This is a genomic window from Citrobacter sp. Cm038 (assembly GCF_030333105.1).
GTDB classification, from domain to species: Bacteria; Pseudomonadota; Gammaproteobacteria; order Enterobacterales; family Enterobacteriaceae; genus Citrobacter; species Citrobacter murliniae.
On the sequence record NZ_JAOWGO010000018.1, the window covers coordinates 450,069 to 465,798 of the forward strand.

14 protein-coding genes are annotated in these 15,730 nt (G+C 52.3%); 7 read left to right on the forward strand and 7 right to left on the reverse strand.

Going from position 1 to position 15,730, the window contains the following annotated elements; genetic code table 11:
* Positions 1–1,305, forward strand: a complete 1,305-nt coding sequence (locus OGY01_RS10985) for a YhfT family protein (protein WP_286493103.1) — start codon at positions 1–3, stop codon at positions 1,303–1,305.
* 10 nt (positions 1,306–1,315) lie between these two features.
* On the forward strand, positions 1,316–2,410 hold the full coding sequence (locus OGY01_RS10990) for a PLP-dependent aminotransferase family protein (protein WP_286493104.1): 1,095 nt from the start codon (positions 1,316–1,318) through the stop codon (positions 2,408–2,410).
* 80 nt (positions 2,411–2,490) lie between these two features.
* On the opposite strand, the gene cysG is transcribed toward OGY01_RS10990, so the two are convergent.
* From cysG to tsgA, 5 genes are all read right to left on the reverse strand, one after another.
* Positions 2,491–3,864, reverse strand: coding sequence for a siroheme synthase CysG (gene cysG / locus OGY01_RS10995; protein WP_045448393.1), 1,374 nt, complete (start codon positions 3,862–3,864; stop codon positions 2,491–2,493).
* Between the two features lie 26 nt (positions 3,865–3,890).
* On the reverse strand, positions 3,891–4,694 hold the full coding sequence (nirC, locus tag OGY01_RS11000) for a nitrite transporter NirC (RefSeq protein WP_045449812.1): 804 nt from the start codon (positions 4,692–4,694) through the stop codon (positions 3,891–3,893).
* Positions 4,695–4,874: 180 nt separating this feature from the next.
* Positions 4,875–5,201: a nitrite reductase small subunit NirD gene (nirD, locus tag OGY01_RS11005; RefSeq protein ID WP_045448391.1), complete on the reverse strand. Its 327-nt coding sequence runs from the start codon at positions 5,199–5,201 to the stop codon at positions 4,875–4,877.
* Positions 5,198–7,741: an NADPH-nitrite reductase large subunit gene (gene nirB, locus OGY01_RS11010; RefSeq protein ID WP_045448389.1), complete on the reverse strand. Its 2,544-nt coding sequence runs from the start codon at positions 7,739–7,741 to the stop codon at positions 5,198–5,200. The genes nirD and nirB overlap by 4 nt, the downstream gene beginning before the upstream one ends.
* Positions 7,742–8,079: 338 nt before the next feature.
* Positions 8,080–9,261 carry an MFS transporter TsgA gene (gene tsgA, locus OGY01_RS11015; protein WP_045448387.1) on the reverse strand — a complete coding sequence of 394 codons (1,182 nt, stop codon included), beginning with the start codon at positions 9,259–9,261 and terminating at the stop codon, positions 8,080–8,082.
* A gap of 277 nt (positions 9,262–9,538) precedes the next feature.
* Between tsgA and ppiA the strand changes: the two genes are divergently transcribed.
* The 5 genes from ppiA to argD all read left to right on the forward strand — a co-directional run bounded on the left by ppiA (position 9,539) and on the right by argD (position 12,875).
* Positions 9,539–10,111, forward strand: coding sequence for a peptidylprolyl isomerase A (ppiA, locus tag OGY01_RS11020; RefSeq protein ID WP_048222857.1), 573 nt, complete (start codon positions 9,539–9,541; stop codon positions 10,109–10,111).
* A 106-nt stretch (positions 10,112–10,217) separates the two neighbouring features.
* On the forward strand, positions 10,218–10,385 hold the full coding sequence (gene ficA, locus OGY01_RS11025; RefSeq protein WP_200013183.1) for a FicA/YhfG family antitoxin: 168 nt from the start codon (positions 10,218–10,220) through the stop codon (positions 10,383–10,385).
* Positions 10,375–10,977, forward strand: a complete 603-nt coding sequence (locus OGY01_RS11030; RefSeq protein WP_045448383.1) for a putative adenosine monophosphate-protein transferase Fic — start codon at positions 10,375–10,377, stop codon at positions 10,975–10,977. Before ficA ends, OGY01_RS11030 begins: the two co-directional genes overlap by 11 nt.
* A 31-nt stretch (positions 10,978–11,008) precedes the next feature.
* Positions 11,009–11,572: an aminodeoxychorismate synthase component 2 gene (gene pabA / locus OGY01_RS11035; RefSeq protein ID WP_286493105.1), complete on the forward strand. Its 564-nt coding sequence runs from the start codon at positions 11,009–11,011 to the stop codon at positions 11,570–11,572.
* A gap of 85 nt (positions 11,573–11,657) precedes the next feature.
* Positions 11,658–12,875: a bifunctional acetylornithine/succinyldiaminopimelate transaminase gene (gene argD / locus OGY01_RS11040; RefSeq protein ID WP_045448379.1), complete on the forward strand. Its 1,218-nt coding sequence runs from the start codon at positions 11,658–11,660 to the stop codon at positions 12,873–12,875.
* Positions 12,876–12,918: 43 nt separating this feature from the next.
* Here the strand turns inward: argD and OGY01_RS11045 are convergent, their stop codons facing one another.
* On the reverse strand, positions 12,919–15,006 hold the full coding sequence (locus tag OGY01_RS11045; protein ID WP_045448377.1) for a YccS/YhfK family putative transporter: 2,088 nt from the start codon (positions 15,004–15,006) through the stop codon (positions 12,919–12,921).
* Positions 15,007–15,057: 51 nt separating this feature from the next.
* Positions 15,058–15,690: a cAMP-activated global transcriptional regulator CRP gene (gene crp / locus OGY01_RS11050; RefSeq protein ID WP_000242758.1), complete on the reverse strand. Its 633-nt coding sequence runs from the start codon at positions 15,688–15,690 to the stop codon at positions 15,058–15,060.
* Between the last annotated feature and the right edge of the window lie 40 nt (positions 15,691–15,730).

A 15,730-nucleotide genomic window follows, 5' to 3' on the forward strand; every position in this document is an offset into this window, starting at 1 on the left:
ATGGATCTGTATATTCAGATTATCGTGGTGGCCTGCCTGACCGGTATGACATCACTGCTGGCGTATCGGTCAGCTGCCGTATTCCATGACGGCATTCGCCCAATTCTGCCGCAGCTTATCGAAGGTAACATGAACCGCCGGGAGGCGGGGAGTATTGCCTTTGGTCTGAGCATTGGTTTTGTGGCGTCAGTGGGGATTTCGTTCACCCTGAAAACCGGGTTGCTCAACGCCTGGCTGCTGTTCCTGCCGACGGACATCCTCGGTGTGCTGGCGGCCAACAGTCTGCTGGCGTTTGGTATGGGGGCTATCTGGGGCGTATTGATCCTCACCTGCCTGCTGCCGGTAAACCAGTTGCTGACAGCGTTGCCGGTCGATGTGCTGGGGAGTTTGGGTGAGCTGAGCTCTCCGGTTGTTTCTGCATTCGCACTTTTTCCGCTGGTGGCGATTTTCTACCAGTTCGGCTGGCAACGTAGCCTTATCGCTGCGGTCGTGGTGCTGATGACCCGCGTTATTGTCGTGCGCTACTTCCCGCATCTGAACCCCGAATCGATCGAGATTTTCGTGGGGATGATCATGCTGCTGGCGATCGCTATCACGCACGACCTGCGTCATCGGGGCGATGAAGGAATGGATACCAGCGGGCTATCGGTGTTTGAAGAGCGTACCTCGCGGATCATTAAAAACCTGCCGTATATCGCGATTGTCGGGGCATTGATTGCAGCGGTTGCCAGTATGAAGATTTTCGCGGGTAGTGAGGTGTCCATCTTTACGCTGGAAAAAGCCTATTCCGCAGGTATTACACCGGAGCAGTCGCAAACACTGGTTAATCAGGCGGCATTAGCTGAATTTATGCGCGGTTTAGGTTTTGTGCCGTTGATTGCCACTACGGCGCTGGCGACCGGGGTGTACGCAGTGGCGGGCTTTACCTTTGTCTATGCCGTGGGCTATTTAGCGCCGAATCCGTGGATTGCGGCACTTCTTGGCGCACTGGTCATTTCCGCAGAAGTCCTGTTGCTGCGCTCTATCGGTAAATGGCTGGGACGTTATCCGTCCGTGCGTAACGCATCGGATAACATTCGTAACGCCATGAATATGTTGATGGAAATGGCGCTGCTGGTCGGCTCTATTTTTGCTGCGATTAAGATGGCGGGCTATACCGGTTTTTCTATCGCCGTCGCGATTTATTTCCTCAACGAATCGATTGGACGCCCGGTACAGAAAATGGCTGCACCCGTGGTGGCAGTGATGATAACCGGCATTGTGCTGAATATTCTTTACTGGTTGGGGCTGTTTGTCCCGGCATAAGGTGGCGTAAATGAAGACGTTTCCGTTGCAAAGTTTGACACTTGCTGAGGCGCAGCAAAAGCAGTTTGCACTTGTAGACTCCCTCTGCCACCACTTTCCCGGTGCAGATTTTCTGTCGGGCGGCGACCTGGGGCTGAGTCCTGGGTTGAATCAGCCCCGGGTGACGCAGCGAGTGGAACACGTGTTGGCTGATGCCTTTCATGCGGAAGCGGCGGTGTTGGTTCAGGGCGCAGGAACCGGGGCGATTCGCGCGGGGTTGGCGTCGTTACTCAAACCAGGGCTGCGGCTACTGGTGCATGTTGCGCCGGTTTATCCCACCACGATGGTGCTCGTTGAGCAGATGGGAATTGAGCTGGTCAGGGCCGACTTCAATGACCTTGCGGCATTAAGACAGGTTATCGCTGAACATCGCCCCGATGCAGCGCTGGTACAGCATACCCGTCAGCAGCCGCAGGACAGCTATGTGCTGGCTGAAGTACTGGCGGAGATTGCCCTGTGTGGGCTGCCAACGTTAACCGATGACAACTATGCGGTGATGAAAGTTGACCGTATTGGCTGTGAATGTGGGGCGACGCTCTCTACCTTCTCCTGTTTTAAGCTCTTTGGGCCGGAAGGGGTGGGGGCGGTGGTTGGCAAGGCGGATATTATCGGTAGAATCCGTGCGACTCAGTATTCCGGCGGCTGCCAGATTCAGGGAGCGCAGGCGTTGGAGGTACTTCGGGGGCTGGTTTTCGCCCCAGTGATGCATGCGGTGCAGGCAGGCGTGTCTGAGCGATTGCTAACGTACCTGAATAGCGGGGGGCTTCCCGAGGTGAAACTGGCGGCGATCGCTAATGCGCAGTCGAAGGTTCTGATCGTCGAGTTTCATCAGCCGATAGCTAAAAGGGTATTGGAAGAGGCGCAAAAACGAGGGGCGCTGCCGTATCCGGTGGGTGCGGAGTCGAAATATGAGCTCCCTCCTCTGTTTTATCGCCTCTCCGGGACTTTTCGTGAAGCCAGTCCGGGGCTTGAGGAATATGCGATTCGCATTAATCCAAACCGTAGTGGAGAGCAAACGGTGCTACGTATTTTGCGGGAAAGCATTAAGCAAGTCATGACTGGCTGAAAATGGGTGACGACAGGCATAAAAAAACCGGGAAACTCCCGGTTTTTTTATTGGCTTCATACTGCAGTGTTAGCGTCGAATTAGTGATTCGAAAACCAGTTCAGCTTATCGCGCAATCCAACAACACGACCAACAATAATCAGGGCCGGACTTTCAACCTGCTGCGCCAGTTCACCGAGTTGCGTCAGCGCTCCGTTGACGACGCGTTGTTTAACGGAGGTTCCGTTTTCTACCAGCGCAACCGGCATATCAGCCTGCATACCAAACTCGATCAATTTTTCCTGGATAGTGGCAGCCTGGTTCAGTCCCATATAGAACACCAGTGTCTGCTTTTCTGCTGCCAGGTTTTCCCAGTCCAGCTCGCCGCCAGTTTTCAGGTGGCCGGTGACCAGACGTACGCTCTGGGCGTAATCTCGATGTGTCAGTGGAATACCCGAATATGCAGAGCAGCCAGAAGCTGCGGTAATGCCTGGAACCACAGAGAACGGAATGCCTGCGTGGCACAGCGTTTCCAGCTCTTCGCCACCGCGTCCAAAGATGAACGGATCGCCGCCTTTCAGGCGTACTACGCGTTTGCCCTGTTGCGCTTCGCGTAGGAGAATCTGGTTAATTTCTTCCTGCGGTACACAGTGATAGCCTGCGCGTTTACCGACAAATACACGATCTGCATCGCGGCGCACAAGGTTCATGATGTCATCAGAAACCAGGCGGTCATACACCACGACATCGGCCTGCTGGATCTGCTGTAGTCCTTTCAGCGTCAGCAGCCCAGCGTCACCAGGTCCGGCGCCAACCAGTACCACTTCACCGCGATGATCCAGCGGTTCGCTGAGCAACTGTTCGGTGGTTTCCTCAATCGCTTTCTGATCGTTATTTGCCAGCGATTGCGCCAGACGATCGTTAACGAACAACTTTTCCCAGAAGCGGCGACGTTCGCCCATGCTGGCAAACTGTTTTTTCACCCGGGAACGTAGTTGCCCCGCATACTGCGCGACCTGGCCCAGATGCTGCGGTAACACGGATTCGAGCCGTTCACGCAGCAGGCGGGCAAGGACAGGTGAGGTGCCACCAGAGGAGACTGCCACCATTAACGGCGAGCGGTCGATAATGGAAGGCATGATGAAACTGGCGGCTTTTGGCGCATCGACCACGTTACAGAAAATACGTCGTGATTCAGCGGCATTGCTGACGCGAAGGTTGACGGCATCGTCATCGGTTGCGGCGATCGCCAGCCAACAGGAGTCGAGCAGGGCTTCATCGAACGGCCCTTCAACCAGCGTCAGCATTCCTTCATTTGCCCATACGGTAAACTGAGGAATAAACGCAAGTGCATTAACCGTTAAACGGGCACCCGCTTCCAGCAGTAACCGCGCTTTGCGTTCTGCGACATCACCACCGCCGACGATCAAGCAGTCGCGGTCACGTAGTTGACAAAATATAGGCAAATGATCCACGACATTACCCCTTAATGATTTGGCTGTTATGCCAGATTCTCAGTTTGGTTGATTTTTGCCGGAACAGGGCGCTCCGATTTTGGCGTAGCATACCAATAACCCAATCCCATGAATACGACACCGGACAAAGTATTACCTAGTGTTACCCACAGCAGATTATGACCAATTCCAGCCAACGTATAAGCATCGCTGTGGTGACCGAACCATGAGAGGGCAAACAGCGTCATATTGGCAACAGAGTGCTCGTAGCCGGAAGCGATAAAAGCCAGCAGGCACCACCAGATAGCGAGGAATTTCGCCGCACCTTCAGTACGGATTGCCATCCAGATCGCCAGGCAAACCAGCCAGTTACACAGCGCACCTTTAAAGAACAGTACTGTTGCAGGTGCGGTGGTTTTTGCCAGTGCTACCGTATGTACGATGCTGGTATCGACCGGTAACAGGCTGCCGCCGCCCCAGCTGTACAGCAGGGCAACGAATACGGAACCGACCAGATTTCCCAGCCAGGTTTGCGGCAGAATTGCCCACATCTGGCTGTGGCTGATGGTGCCCGCTTTCACGCCAAGTGTCAGAAACATTGTGTGGCCGGTGAACAGTTCAGAACCGGCGATAATCACCAGCGTTAAGGCAATACCAAAGGTTGCACCCATTACCAGAGGACGTACGGATGGGTCGAGCAGATTACCGAGAGTAAAAATAAGGATGATGCCGAGGCCAACGTAGGCCCCTGCCATAGCTGAGCTGACCCAGAAGCCAAGTGGATTATTAGCCGACAGGCGTGCAATGCGCGCAGCGTTAGCCGCACACTTATTAATAGTGTCTGTGAACATATGTTGATTATCCTTGAAGTACAAAAATAAAAAGAAATCGTAACCGTAGGCCGGATAAGGCATTTATGCCGCCATCCGGCAATTGCAATTGCCGGATGGCGCTACGCTTATCAGGACTACCAATAAAAGAACTACAAATACGTCAAAAAAGGGGAGGCATTGCGCCTCCCTAAAAATTAATTAACCGCGCAGTTGCACCATGCCGTCTTTCACCCGAGCTTCGTAATGTTTCACAGAAAACTGTTCGTCTTCCATGCACAGACCGTCGCTTAAGCGAAAACGCTGTTTTTTCAGCGGGCTGGCAACCCACAATTCGCCCTGATGTTCAGCAATCAGCCCGCGAGAAAGCACGCTGGACTCAAAGAACGGGTCGATATTGCTGATCGCAAACACCTGATCGCTGTGATATGGGCGGAAAATAGCAACCTGCTCAGTACCTAACAGGGCGCAGACGCCTGTTGCAGGCAGAATGTCATCGATTTTGCAGATGTTTTTCCACTGGCTCATGCGTTTTCCTCCACCAGAGTGACCGGGATGCGCTCATATGGCGTGGCCGGACGATGTTGTTCACGTTCAGGCACAACCTGGACATTCGGATCGCGTTTATCGCTGTTGATAAAGTGTTTAAAACGAACCTGTGCAGATGGGGTGTTGACGGTTTCCGTCCACTCGCACACGACGGCTTCACGCAGACGCGCCATTTCTTCTTCCAGGTGTTCATTCAGACCCAGTTTGTCGTCAATAATGACGGACTTCAGATACTCAATGCCGCCTTCCAGGTTATCTAACCACGGTGCGGTACGGGTCAGTTTGTCTGCAGTACGAATGTAGAACATCATGAAACGATCAAGATATTTGAGCAGCGTTTCGCGATCGATATCCGCCGCCAGCAGATCAGCATGGCGTGGTTTCATCCCGCCGTTACCACAAACGTACAGGTTCCAGCCTTTTTCAGTGGCGATGATACCCACGTCTTTACCCTGGGCTTCAGCGCACTCACGGGTACAACCAGAGACACCAAATTTCATTTTGTGCGGCGTACGAATGCCCTTGTAGCGGTTTTCCAGCTCAACGCCGAAACCTACGCTGTCACCCACGCCATAGCGGCACCAGGTGCTGCCTACGCAGGTTTTCGCCATACGTAATGCTTTAGCGTACGCATGACCAGTTTCGAAGCCCGCTTCAATCAGCTGACGCCAGATTTCCGGCAGGTCATCTTTCTGCGCACCGAACAGGCCAATACGTTGAGAGCCGGTGATCTTGGTGTACAGGTTGAATTCGCGTGCGATACGACCAACGGCAACCAAACCTTCCGGAGTAATTTCACCACCTGCAGAACGCGGGATAACGGAGTAAGTACCGTCTTTCTGGATGTTCGCCAGGAAGTTGTCGTTAGTATCCTGCAGCGGCGTGTGCTGCGGTTTAAGAATGTATTCATTCCAGCAGGAGGCCAGCAGGGAGCCAACGGTCGGTTTACACACTTCACAGCCGTAACCTTTACCGTGTTTTGCCAGCAACTCTTCGAAGGTTTTAATACCTTCCACACGGATGAGATGGAACAGTTCCTGACGCGAATACGGGAAGTGTTCGCACAGGTTGTTGTTGACTTCAATCCCTTGTTTCGCCAGTTCAGCATTCAGTACCTGGGTAACCAGAGGAATACACCCGCCGCAACCGGTACCGGCTTTGGTTTCAGCCTTCAGCGCCGCAACGGTATGGCAGCCTTTGTTGATAGCGGCGACCAGCATGCCTTTGGTGACGTCAAAGCAGGAGCAAATTTGCGCGCTGTCCGGCAGCTTATCCACGCCTATTGAGGGTTTACCGCTGCCTGCGTGCGCTGGCAGAATCAGTGAATCCGGATTTTCCGGCAGTTCGATAGCGTTCAGCACCAGCTGCAACAGGTTACCGTAATCGCTGGTGTCACCCACCAGGACCGCACCGAGTAGCGTTTTGTTATCTTCGCTGACAATCAGGCGTTTGTAGACTTCTTTGCTTTCGTCGAGATAGACGTAGCTGCGGGCACCCGGCGTGCGTGCGTGTGCGTCGCCAATACCGCCAACATCGACACCCAGCAGCTTCAGTTTGGCACTCAGATCCGCGCCTTCGAAGGCATTTTCGCTACCGAGAATATGGTCAACAGCGACCTGCGCCATTTTGTAACCAGGGGCAACCAGGCCATAAACACGGTTGTTCCAACTGGCGCATTCGCCAATGGCGTAGATATCCGGGTCAGAGGTCTGGCAGGCATCGTTAATCACGATACCGCCGCGTGGTGCCACGTCCAGGCCGCACTGGGTTGCCAGTTTGTCGCGCGGGCGAATACCCGTGGAGAAAACGATAAAGTCAACTTCCAGTTCGCTCCCGTCGGCAAAACGCATGGTTTTACGTGCTTCAGTACCTTCCTGGACGATCTCTTTCGTGTTTTTGCTGGTGTGCACACGCACGCCCATGCTTTCAATTTTGCGACGTAACTGTTCGCCACCCATATGATCCAGCTGTTCAGCCATCAGCATCGGGGCGAATTCAATTACGTGGGTTTCAACGCCTAAGCTTTTCAGGGCGCCGGCGGCTTCCAGACCTAACAAGCCACCACCGACAACGGCACCGCGTTTGCTACGGCGAGCGCAGGATTCAATGGCATTGAGATCTTCGATGGTGCGGTAAACGAAACAGTCCTGAGTTTCTGAGCCTTTAATTGGCGGGATCCACGGGAAGGACCCGGTCGCCATGATCAGTTTATCGTAATAGACCGTACGGCCTGCGCTGGAGTGGATCACCTTCTCCTGACGGTTGATGGTAATCGCGCGTTCACCGACTAATACTTTAACGCCATGCTTCTCGTAGAATCCCTCGCGCACCAATGACAGTTCTTCAGCGGTGTGGTGAGAGAAGTAAGAAGACAGGTGTACACGGTCGTATGCTTTGCGGGGTTCTTCACAGAAGACGGTAATATCAAACTTGTCCGCATCAGATTTATCAAGAAGATCCTCAATAAAGCGATGGCCGACCATACCATTACCAATAATAGCGAGTCTGACTTTGCTCATTTTTGCCTCGATTTCTTTTCTATTACTGCCTACCTTAACGATTCAGCAACCCCGCTTATTGATACAAATCAAATTCGCCCTTATATACTCCTTAAGAGGTATATAACTGATTTGTCAGCATTTTTATAAGTCACGGAATTGACAGGCTTTTCATGTTTGTATGAAAAGCATACAAATCGAAGGGTTTTGGCGTGAGTTCTCCTGCCTCTTAAGATTGCGAGGACTACGCAGTCTGGAGAAGGGAAGGCGGATGATCAAAGGCCGGATGGTCATCCGGCCTGGGGAATGCTTTTATACGCCGGATAAGGTGCTTTAACATCATTATCCGGTATTCAGATTTAATGTGCGGCTGGTGTGCTGTGCTGACGATGGCGCGTAACGAATCCAAGGATAAAGCACATCACGAACACCACGGCATACAGTCCGTTAGCCGTCTGTAATGCAGCCAGAGGACCACTGTGGGCGACAATAGGGCCGGTGACCACGAAGGTCAGCATGGTACCAATAGTGCCGCAGGTCAGTACGAAATTAACCAGTTTTGGTGATGCGACTTTAGTCTGCTGAGAGCCGAGGGTGATAATAGTGGTATAGATCGCGCTGGAGAAGAAGCCCAGTGTCAGAATGAACCACGGCATATGCTCTGGCGTGCCAGTGATGAACAGATACATCAGCACAGTAGCCAGACCGGCCAGTACGGTCAGAATGCGCTGCAAATCAAAGAAACGAAGGATAAAGCTAAACGCCCACATGCCGACCATGTAAGACATCCAGAAGTCACTCACCAGTTTACCCGCATCGTTCAGGCTCATACCGAGGCTTTTGGCGTATTCCGGTACCCAGGAGATAAAACCAAGTTGACCAAGGATGTAACACAATGCAGCAATAGCCAGGAACAGCACGCCTATGCCCCATTTCTCTTTCGCCACTGGCGTTTCCGGCTGCTGTGCATGTTTACCCAGCGCCGGGAATTCACAGCCGAAGGTCAGAATGAAAATCGCGACATAAACCAGGCCAATGCAAGCGTAAACCCAATACCATTCAATGCTGCGTGCCAGCAGGAATGCCGCGACCATTGGGAAAATCATCCCTGCCATGCTGAAGAATGAATCGGTAAACAACAGACGGGAACCGCGCTGGCGACCTTCATACATCTGGGTAACCAGGAATGTCCCAATTGACATGGTGATACCACTGACCAGGCCCAGTACAAACATCGCCGCTGAGAACAGCGCCAGACTATGGCTGAGCATCAGCCCGGCGACGGCCAGCACCATCAGGACGAAGCCAAAACGCAATTGCGTTTTCAGGGGCACAATTTCCATCAGCCAGGCATTGAGAAAAATAGAGATCAGGATCCCGGCATTCAGGAAGGTGAAAGTGTTACTCATACTGGAAACAGGCAAATGAAAATATTCTGCGATGTTTCCCATCACCATCCCGGTGACAATTACCAACGCACCTGTGAGGGCGTAAGAGAGAAAGCTAATCCATGTGAGCTTGATACGATTGCTGTTAGTCATGACTGGCCTGTATTGAAGTGTAAAGCGCGTTGACAGCGCTATGAGCGGGCAGATTTTAGGCGTTTTAGTGATGTATTTAAATGTTTATTGGTAAATTGGGTTGGCGTTACATTTTTTAATGTGATCAAGGTCACTTTATGAGGTTTGAGTGGCGGGATAATCCGCATCGTTACATTTGTTTCAGGTTCGTAAAATTAAGTAAAGGGATGGCCTTGTCCATGAAGGCTCTTTAGAATCAATTCACTTGCTCTATTTCTGCTCTTGTTAAGGAATTCTCATGCTCAAATCGACTCTGGCGGCTGTTGCAGCTGTTCTCGCCCTTTCTGCTCTCTCTCCCGCAGCACTGGCAGCGAAAGGTGACCCACATGTCCTGCTGACAACCTCTGCCGGTAACATTGAGCTGGAGCTGAATAGCCAGAAAGCCCCGGTATCAGTGCAAAATTTTGTCGATTATGTAAATAGCGGTTTCTATAACAACACCACGTTTCACCGTGTGATCCCTGGCTTTATGGTACAGGGTGGTGGTTTTAACGAGCAGATGCAGCAGAAGAAACCTAATCCGCCAATCAAGAATGAAGCCGATAATGGACTGCGTAATACCCGCGGTACCATTGCCATGGCACGTACTGCGGACAAAGACAGCGCGACCAGTCAGTTCTTTATCAACATTGCGGACAACGCCTTCCTTGATCATGGCCAGCGCGACTTTGGTTACGCTGTCTTCGGTAAAGTTGTGAAGGGTATGGATGTCGCGGATAAGATTTCTCAGGTTCCGACTCACGATGTCGGTCCATACCAGAACGTGCCATCAAAACCGATTGTTATCCTGTCAGCGAAAGTCCTGCCATAATCGAATTTTGCGCGGGCAGTTCCTGTCCGCGTTCTCTCCCTTCTCTGCGTAACCCGAAATTGCTGCTTATACTTGTGGCAAGTGTCGGCACATTCAGGGAGGTCACGTGAAAAAACTCACCGATAAACAAAAGTCCAGTCTCTGGGTACAACGGCGAAACGGCAATTTTCAGGCTAGCCGGCGGCTGGAAGGCGTGGATATTCCACGGGTTACTCTGAGCGCTGAAGACGCACTGGTGCGCCTTGAAGAATTGAGGAGGCACTATGAGCGATAAATTTGGTGATGGACGTGATCCCTATCTGTATCCAGGTCTGAACGTCATGCGTAATCGTCTGGGCGTTCATCAAACTCAGCGTCTTGAGCAGGCCGCCTGGGAGTTGACGGCGTTGCGTGCGGCGACGATTGAGCTGGGGCCGCTAAAACGGGGCCTGCCGCATCTGTGTGCTATCCATCGCCAGCTGTATCAGGATATTTTCGACTGGGCAGGTCATCTGCGTGAGGTCGACATTTATCAGGGGGATACCCGTTTCTGCCATTTTGCATATATCGAGAAAGAGGGTAATGCGCTGATGCAGGATCTTGAAGAAGAGTCCTGGCTGGCAGGATTACCGGAAGAAAAATTTGTCGACCGGCTCACGCATTATTATTGCGAAATTAATGTGTTGCATCCGTTTCGTATCGGCAGCGGTTTGGCGCAACGTATTTTCTTTGAGCAGTTAGCGATTCATGCCGGGTATGTGCTCAACTGGAATGGCATTCAGGTCGCGGAGTGGAACCTGGCAAATCAAAGTGGTGCAATGGGTGACCTGTCTGCGTTGCGAGCGATATTTCGTAAAGTGGTAAGCGTAGCCGAGGAAACTGAGTAGAATAGCGCGGTTCTTATGTACCGGAGCCGCCATGATCCTGCTTATCGATAACTACGATTCTTTTACCTGGAACCTGTATCAATACTTCTGTGAACTGGGCGCTGATGTTCTCGTCAGGCGTAACGACGAGTTGACGTTGCCGCAAATTGACACGCTTAATCCGCAAAAAATCGTTATTTCTCCCGGACCCTGTACCCCGGATGACGCCGGGATCTCGTTGGATGTGATTCGACATTTTGCGGGAAAAACGCCCATGTTGGGTGTTTGCCTGGGGCACCAGGCGATGGCACAGGCATTTGGCGCGACCGTGGTTCGGGCGGCGAAAGTGATGCACGGTAAAACATCACCGATTACGCATAACGGACAGGGGGTGTTTCAGGGACTCGTGAACCCGTTAACGGTCACTCGCTATCACTCGCTGGTTGTTGCCCCTGCGACACTCCCTGATTGCTTTGAGGTAACGGCCTGGAGCGACACCTGGGAGATCATGGGGATTCGCCATCGGGAGTGGGATCTTGAAGGGGTACAGTTTCACCCAGAGAGTATTCTCAGTGAACAGGGGCATCAGCTGCTGGCTAATTTCCTCAACCGTTGATTTGTGGTTGCTATTCAGTGATTTTTTATTCATATTTTGTGATTATAATTTCACTAACATTTCTGCTTAACTGGGTGGTAATGACATGGCAACTGAACAAACTGCAATTACGCGCGCGACATTCGATGAAGTGATTCTGCCGATTTATGCACCGGCGGAGTTTATTCCGGTAAAAGGGAAAGGGAGTCGAGTCTGGGATCAACAAGGGAAAGAATATGTTGATTTCGCGGGTGGAATTGCCGTTACCGCATTAGGGCATTGTCATCCGGCACTGGTCGAAGCGTTGAAAAGCCAGGGCGAAACGTTGTGGCATACCAGCAACGTTTTCACTAATGAGCCTGCTCTGCGCTTAGGCCGCAAAATCATCGACGCGACCTTTGCCGAACGTGTGCTGTTCATGAACTCTGGTACTGAAGCTAACGAAACTGCTTTTAAGCTGGCGCGTCACTATGCCTGTGTACGCCATAGCCCCTTTAAAACCAAAATTATCGCCTTCCATAATGCGTTTCATGGTCGCTCACTGTTTACCGTTTCCGTGGGCGGACAGCCAAAATATTCTGATGGCTTTGGTCCAAAACCGGCGGACATTATTCATGTGCCGTTTAACGATCTGCATGCAGTGAAAGCAGTGATGGACGACCACACCTGTGCGGTGGTGGTTGAGCCAATTCAGGGGGAAGGTGGCGTAACCGCAGCGACACCAGAATTTCTGCAAGGCCTGCGTGAATTGTGCGATCAGCACCAGGCACTGTTGGTATTTGATGAAGTGCAGTGCGGGATGGGGCGTACAGGTGACCTGTTTGCCTATATGCATTTCGGTGTGACGCCGGATATCCTGACCAGCGCCAAAGCCCTCGGCGGCGGATTCCCGGTGAGTGCTATGCTAACGACTCAGGAGATCGCCTCGGCGTTTCATGTGGGATCTCACGGTTCGACCTATGGCGGTAATCCTTTGGCCTGCGCGGTTGCAGGAGCGGCGTTCGATATTATCAATACCCCGGAAGTGCTGGAGGGTATTCAAGCCAAACGTCAGACGTTTGTTCAACATTTACAGAAGATTGATGCGCAGTATGACATTTTTAGCGACATTCGCGGCATGGGCTTGTTGATCGGTGCGGAACTGAAGCCACAGTTCAGAGGCCGGGCACGTGATTTCCTTTACGCTGCAGCGCACGAAGGGGTGATGGTGCTGAATGCTGGCCCGGACGTAATGCGTTTTGCGCCGTCGCTGGTGGTGGATAAAACGGACATTGATGAAGGCATGCAGCGCTTTGCGCAGGCGGTAGCGAAGGTCGTCGCCTGATTACCCGATAGTGCGCTGCTTTCAGGCCTACAGGAAAACAGCGTTAACCCTTCATGTCTCGCAACCGGCGGCTAAGCCAGATGCCATGATGCGGCCTTTGACGCCATGCTACCGACGAAATGGTGTGCATGGTGTTCAGGTGGCCAAGTATACGTTGCAGATGCTGTTCCAGGGTGCTTAACGGGCCTTGGGACAGCATTTCCGAAGACTCGAGAATATTCACATCGCCGGAACTTCCCGGCCCGTCATACTCCAACCGCTGCTGGCAACGCTGGATAGCAATTTCACAGGATTCCAGATACCGCTGTGCTAAATCCGGCGTCAGTATCGTATGTTCCCTTGCCAGAGTGGTCATCGCGTTAATGTGCTCGACAATAAACTGGCTGTGCGTAACCCACAGTTTCATATCTGCCAGATAGTGTGAGTTAAACCCTGGTTCCTGCATCGCCTGGTTCAGTGAGTTAAACAGAGTGTTATGCGCCTGATTAACCCGCATACGCTGATATGCCAGCGGTGTAGCCTGCGGGTCGTTGCTGAGAATCAGGCGAATGGCTTCCTGATCGGATTCTAGCGCATCGTGGGCGTTCTTACGCAGCAGGCCGCTCTGCCATTGCGGCCACAGCCAGAGTGTGCCGCCAAAGGCGATCAAACAGCCCATCACCGTATCGACAAAGCGCGGTACGATAAACTGCTCCCCATTCAGCGTCAGTAGTTGCAGGGTATACACTGCCGTGACAGTAAAACCTACTGTGGCCCAGCCGTAGTTTTTGCGGATAATCAGGTAGCTCACCAAAGTGATAAGCAACATAGCCGCCAGCGTGAAACCCTCGGGGATATGGAAGTGCAATGTGACGCCAGCGATGATAAGCCCAACGAGAGTACCTGCCGAGCGATGCAGAATACGCACCCGGGTTGCGCCGTAGCCATTTTGCGTGACGAACAATATCGTCATCAGGATCCAGTATGGTTTTGGCAAATGTAAGGCGCTACCCATCAGGCTGGCGATACTTAACATGACGCTGATACGCCCCGCATTACGCAGCGCAGGGGATTTAAACGACAAATAGCTTTTCAGAGCAGGGAGCAACGGCAATCGGCGCTGCTTATCAGCCATCAAATCCCGGGCATAAAGCGGGCGCTGGGTACGCAGCACGCGGGCAATGCGGCTAAAGTGCCAGTAGCAGAACTGTCCAACGGGATTATCCGGATGCTGCCTGGCAATTTTTTCCAGGGTGCCAATCTGCTTTTCCATTGAAAATCGCGTAGGCAAGCGGTGATACAAAATGTCATCTGCCAGCACTCGTAGTCGGGCGGCGACAGTTCGCGCATTCCAGCGAATCACCTGCTCTGCATGGCTGCGTTCGACCAGTTTCTGCACCTCTTCCGGTTGATGCAGGCTGACGGAAATATGCTCCTGTAAATCCAGAGCCTCCTGAAAGGCACGCAGCAGGCGTTTGTACTCATTGTTGTGATGCGCCGACAGCATGTGCATCTGCTGATAACACTGGGTAATGAGATCGACTGCTTTCTGCTGGCGTATCAGCAGCGGAGGCAGCGCTTTTTCAGGATCGATGTGCTGGGTCAGCAGACTGTATTTAGCCTCACAGTAATCGGCCAGTTCGCGGTATAGCAGGCTGAGTGATTCACGTAGCGGCTGCTCGCGCCACAGCCAAAACCAGAACCAGTTGAACAGACCGTACCACAATGTACCCAGCGCATAGATTAACAGTGGCTCCCAGACGGGCATGTTCCCGGCAAGGCTAAGCGTGAAAATTGCAGCAATGAGCGAGGCAGGCAACAATCGTGCATGCAGAGGACTTAACTCTGCAGTTACGCCGAGAATAAGCGTCAGGCCGGTGAGGATCAGCGGTAACGGTATGGTCTGCGCCAGTAGTAGCTGCATGATCAAACTGCATCCGGCAAACAGCGACGCACCAATAATTAAGCGTTTAAAAAAGCGTTTATGTGGGGTGTCAAGACCTGCAATGTTGCAGCAGGCTGGGACGAGGGAGAAAAGCAGCCCCAGATGTAGTTGACCGATGATAAGACCGACACCCACAGGTAAACACAGCACCAGCGTCTGTCGTAGTGCGTAGTTGATCTCGGGGTGATAAATCAGTCTTCGCCACATCAGTGTAAACAAAAATGGCGCATTACTGAGTAACGCGCCATTTTGGCGGAATTAACGTGTGCCGTAAACGACGATGGTTTTACCGTGCGCGGAGATCAGGTTTTGATCTTCCAGCATCTTCAGGATGCGACCAACGGTTTCACGGGAGCAACCCACGATCTGGCCAATTTCCTGACGGGTGATTTTGATCTGCATGCCGTCCGGGTGAGTCATCGCATCAGGTTGTTTCGCCAGGTTCAACAGCGTCTGGGCGATACGGCCTGTCACGTCGAGGAAGGCAAGGTTACCCACTTTCTCGGACGTAACTTGCAGACGACGAGCCATCTGGGAAGACAGACGCATCAGAATATCCGGGTTCACCTGGATTAACTGACGGAATTTTTTGTATGAAATTTCAGCGACTTCACATGCGGTTTTAGCTCGTACCCAGGCGCTACGTTCCTGGCCTTCTTCGAACAGGCCCAGTTCGCCAATAAAATCGCCCTGATTCAGATAAGAGAGGATCATTTCCTTCCCTTCTTCATCTTTGATCAGCACTGCCACTGAGCCTTTAACGATGTAATACAACGTTTCCGCTTTTTCACCCTGGTGAATCAGCGTGCTCTTCGATGGGTACTTATGAATATGGCAATGAGACAAGAACCATTCGAGAGTCGGGTCTGTTTGCGGTTTGCCAAGCACCATGCGCGGTTATCCTCTGTTATAAGCTGTCTCCAGAGCCAGA

Coding starts and splice junctions, on each gene's coding strand:
- OGY01_RS10985 (WP_286493103.1), top strand. CDS start 1: ATGGATCTGTATATTCAGATTATCGTGGTGGCCTGCCTGACCGGTATG.
- OGY01_RS10990 (WP_286493104.1), top strand. CDS start 1,316: ATGAAGACGTTTCCGTTGCAAAGTTTGACACTTGCTGAGGCGCAGCAA.
- nirC (WP_045449812.1), bottom strand. CDS start 4,694: ATGTTCACAGACACTATTAATAAGTGTGCGGCTAACGCTGCGCGCATT.
- nirD (WP_045448391.1), bottom strand. CDS start 5,201: ATGAGCCAGTGGAAAAACATCTGCAAAATCGATGACATTCTGCCTGCA.
- nirB (WP_045448389.1), bottom strand. CDS start 7,741: ATGAGCAAAGTCAGACTCGCTATTATTGGTAATGGTATGGTCGGCCAT.
- tsgA (WP_045448387.1), bottom strand. CDS start 9,261: ATGACTAACAGCAATCGTATCAAGCTCACATGGATTAGCTTTCTCTCT.
- ppiA (WP_048222857.1), top strand. CDS start 9,539: ATGCTCAAATCGACTCTGGCGGCTGTTGCAGCTGTTCTCGCCCTTTCT.
- OGY01_RS11030 (WP_045448383.1), top strand. CDS start 10,375: ATGAGCGATAAATTTGGTGATGGACGTGATCCCTATCTGTATCCAGGT.
- pabA (WP_286493105.1), top strand. CDS start 11,009: ATGATCCTGCTTATCGATAACTACGATTCTTTTACCTGGAACCTGTAT.
- argD (WP_045448379.1), top strand. CDS start 11,658: ATGGCAACTGAACAAACTGCAATTACGCGCGCGACATTCGATGAAGTG.
- OGY01_RS11045 (WP_045448377.1), bottom strand. CDS start 15,006: ATGTGGCGAAGACTGATTTATCACCCCGAGATCAACTACGCACTACGA.
- crp (WP_000242758.1), bottom strand. CDS start 15,690: ATGGTGCTTGGCAAACCGCAAACAGACCCGACTCTCGAATGGTTCTTG.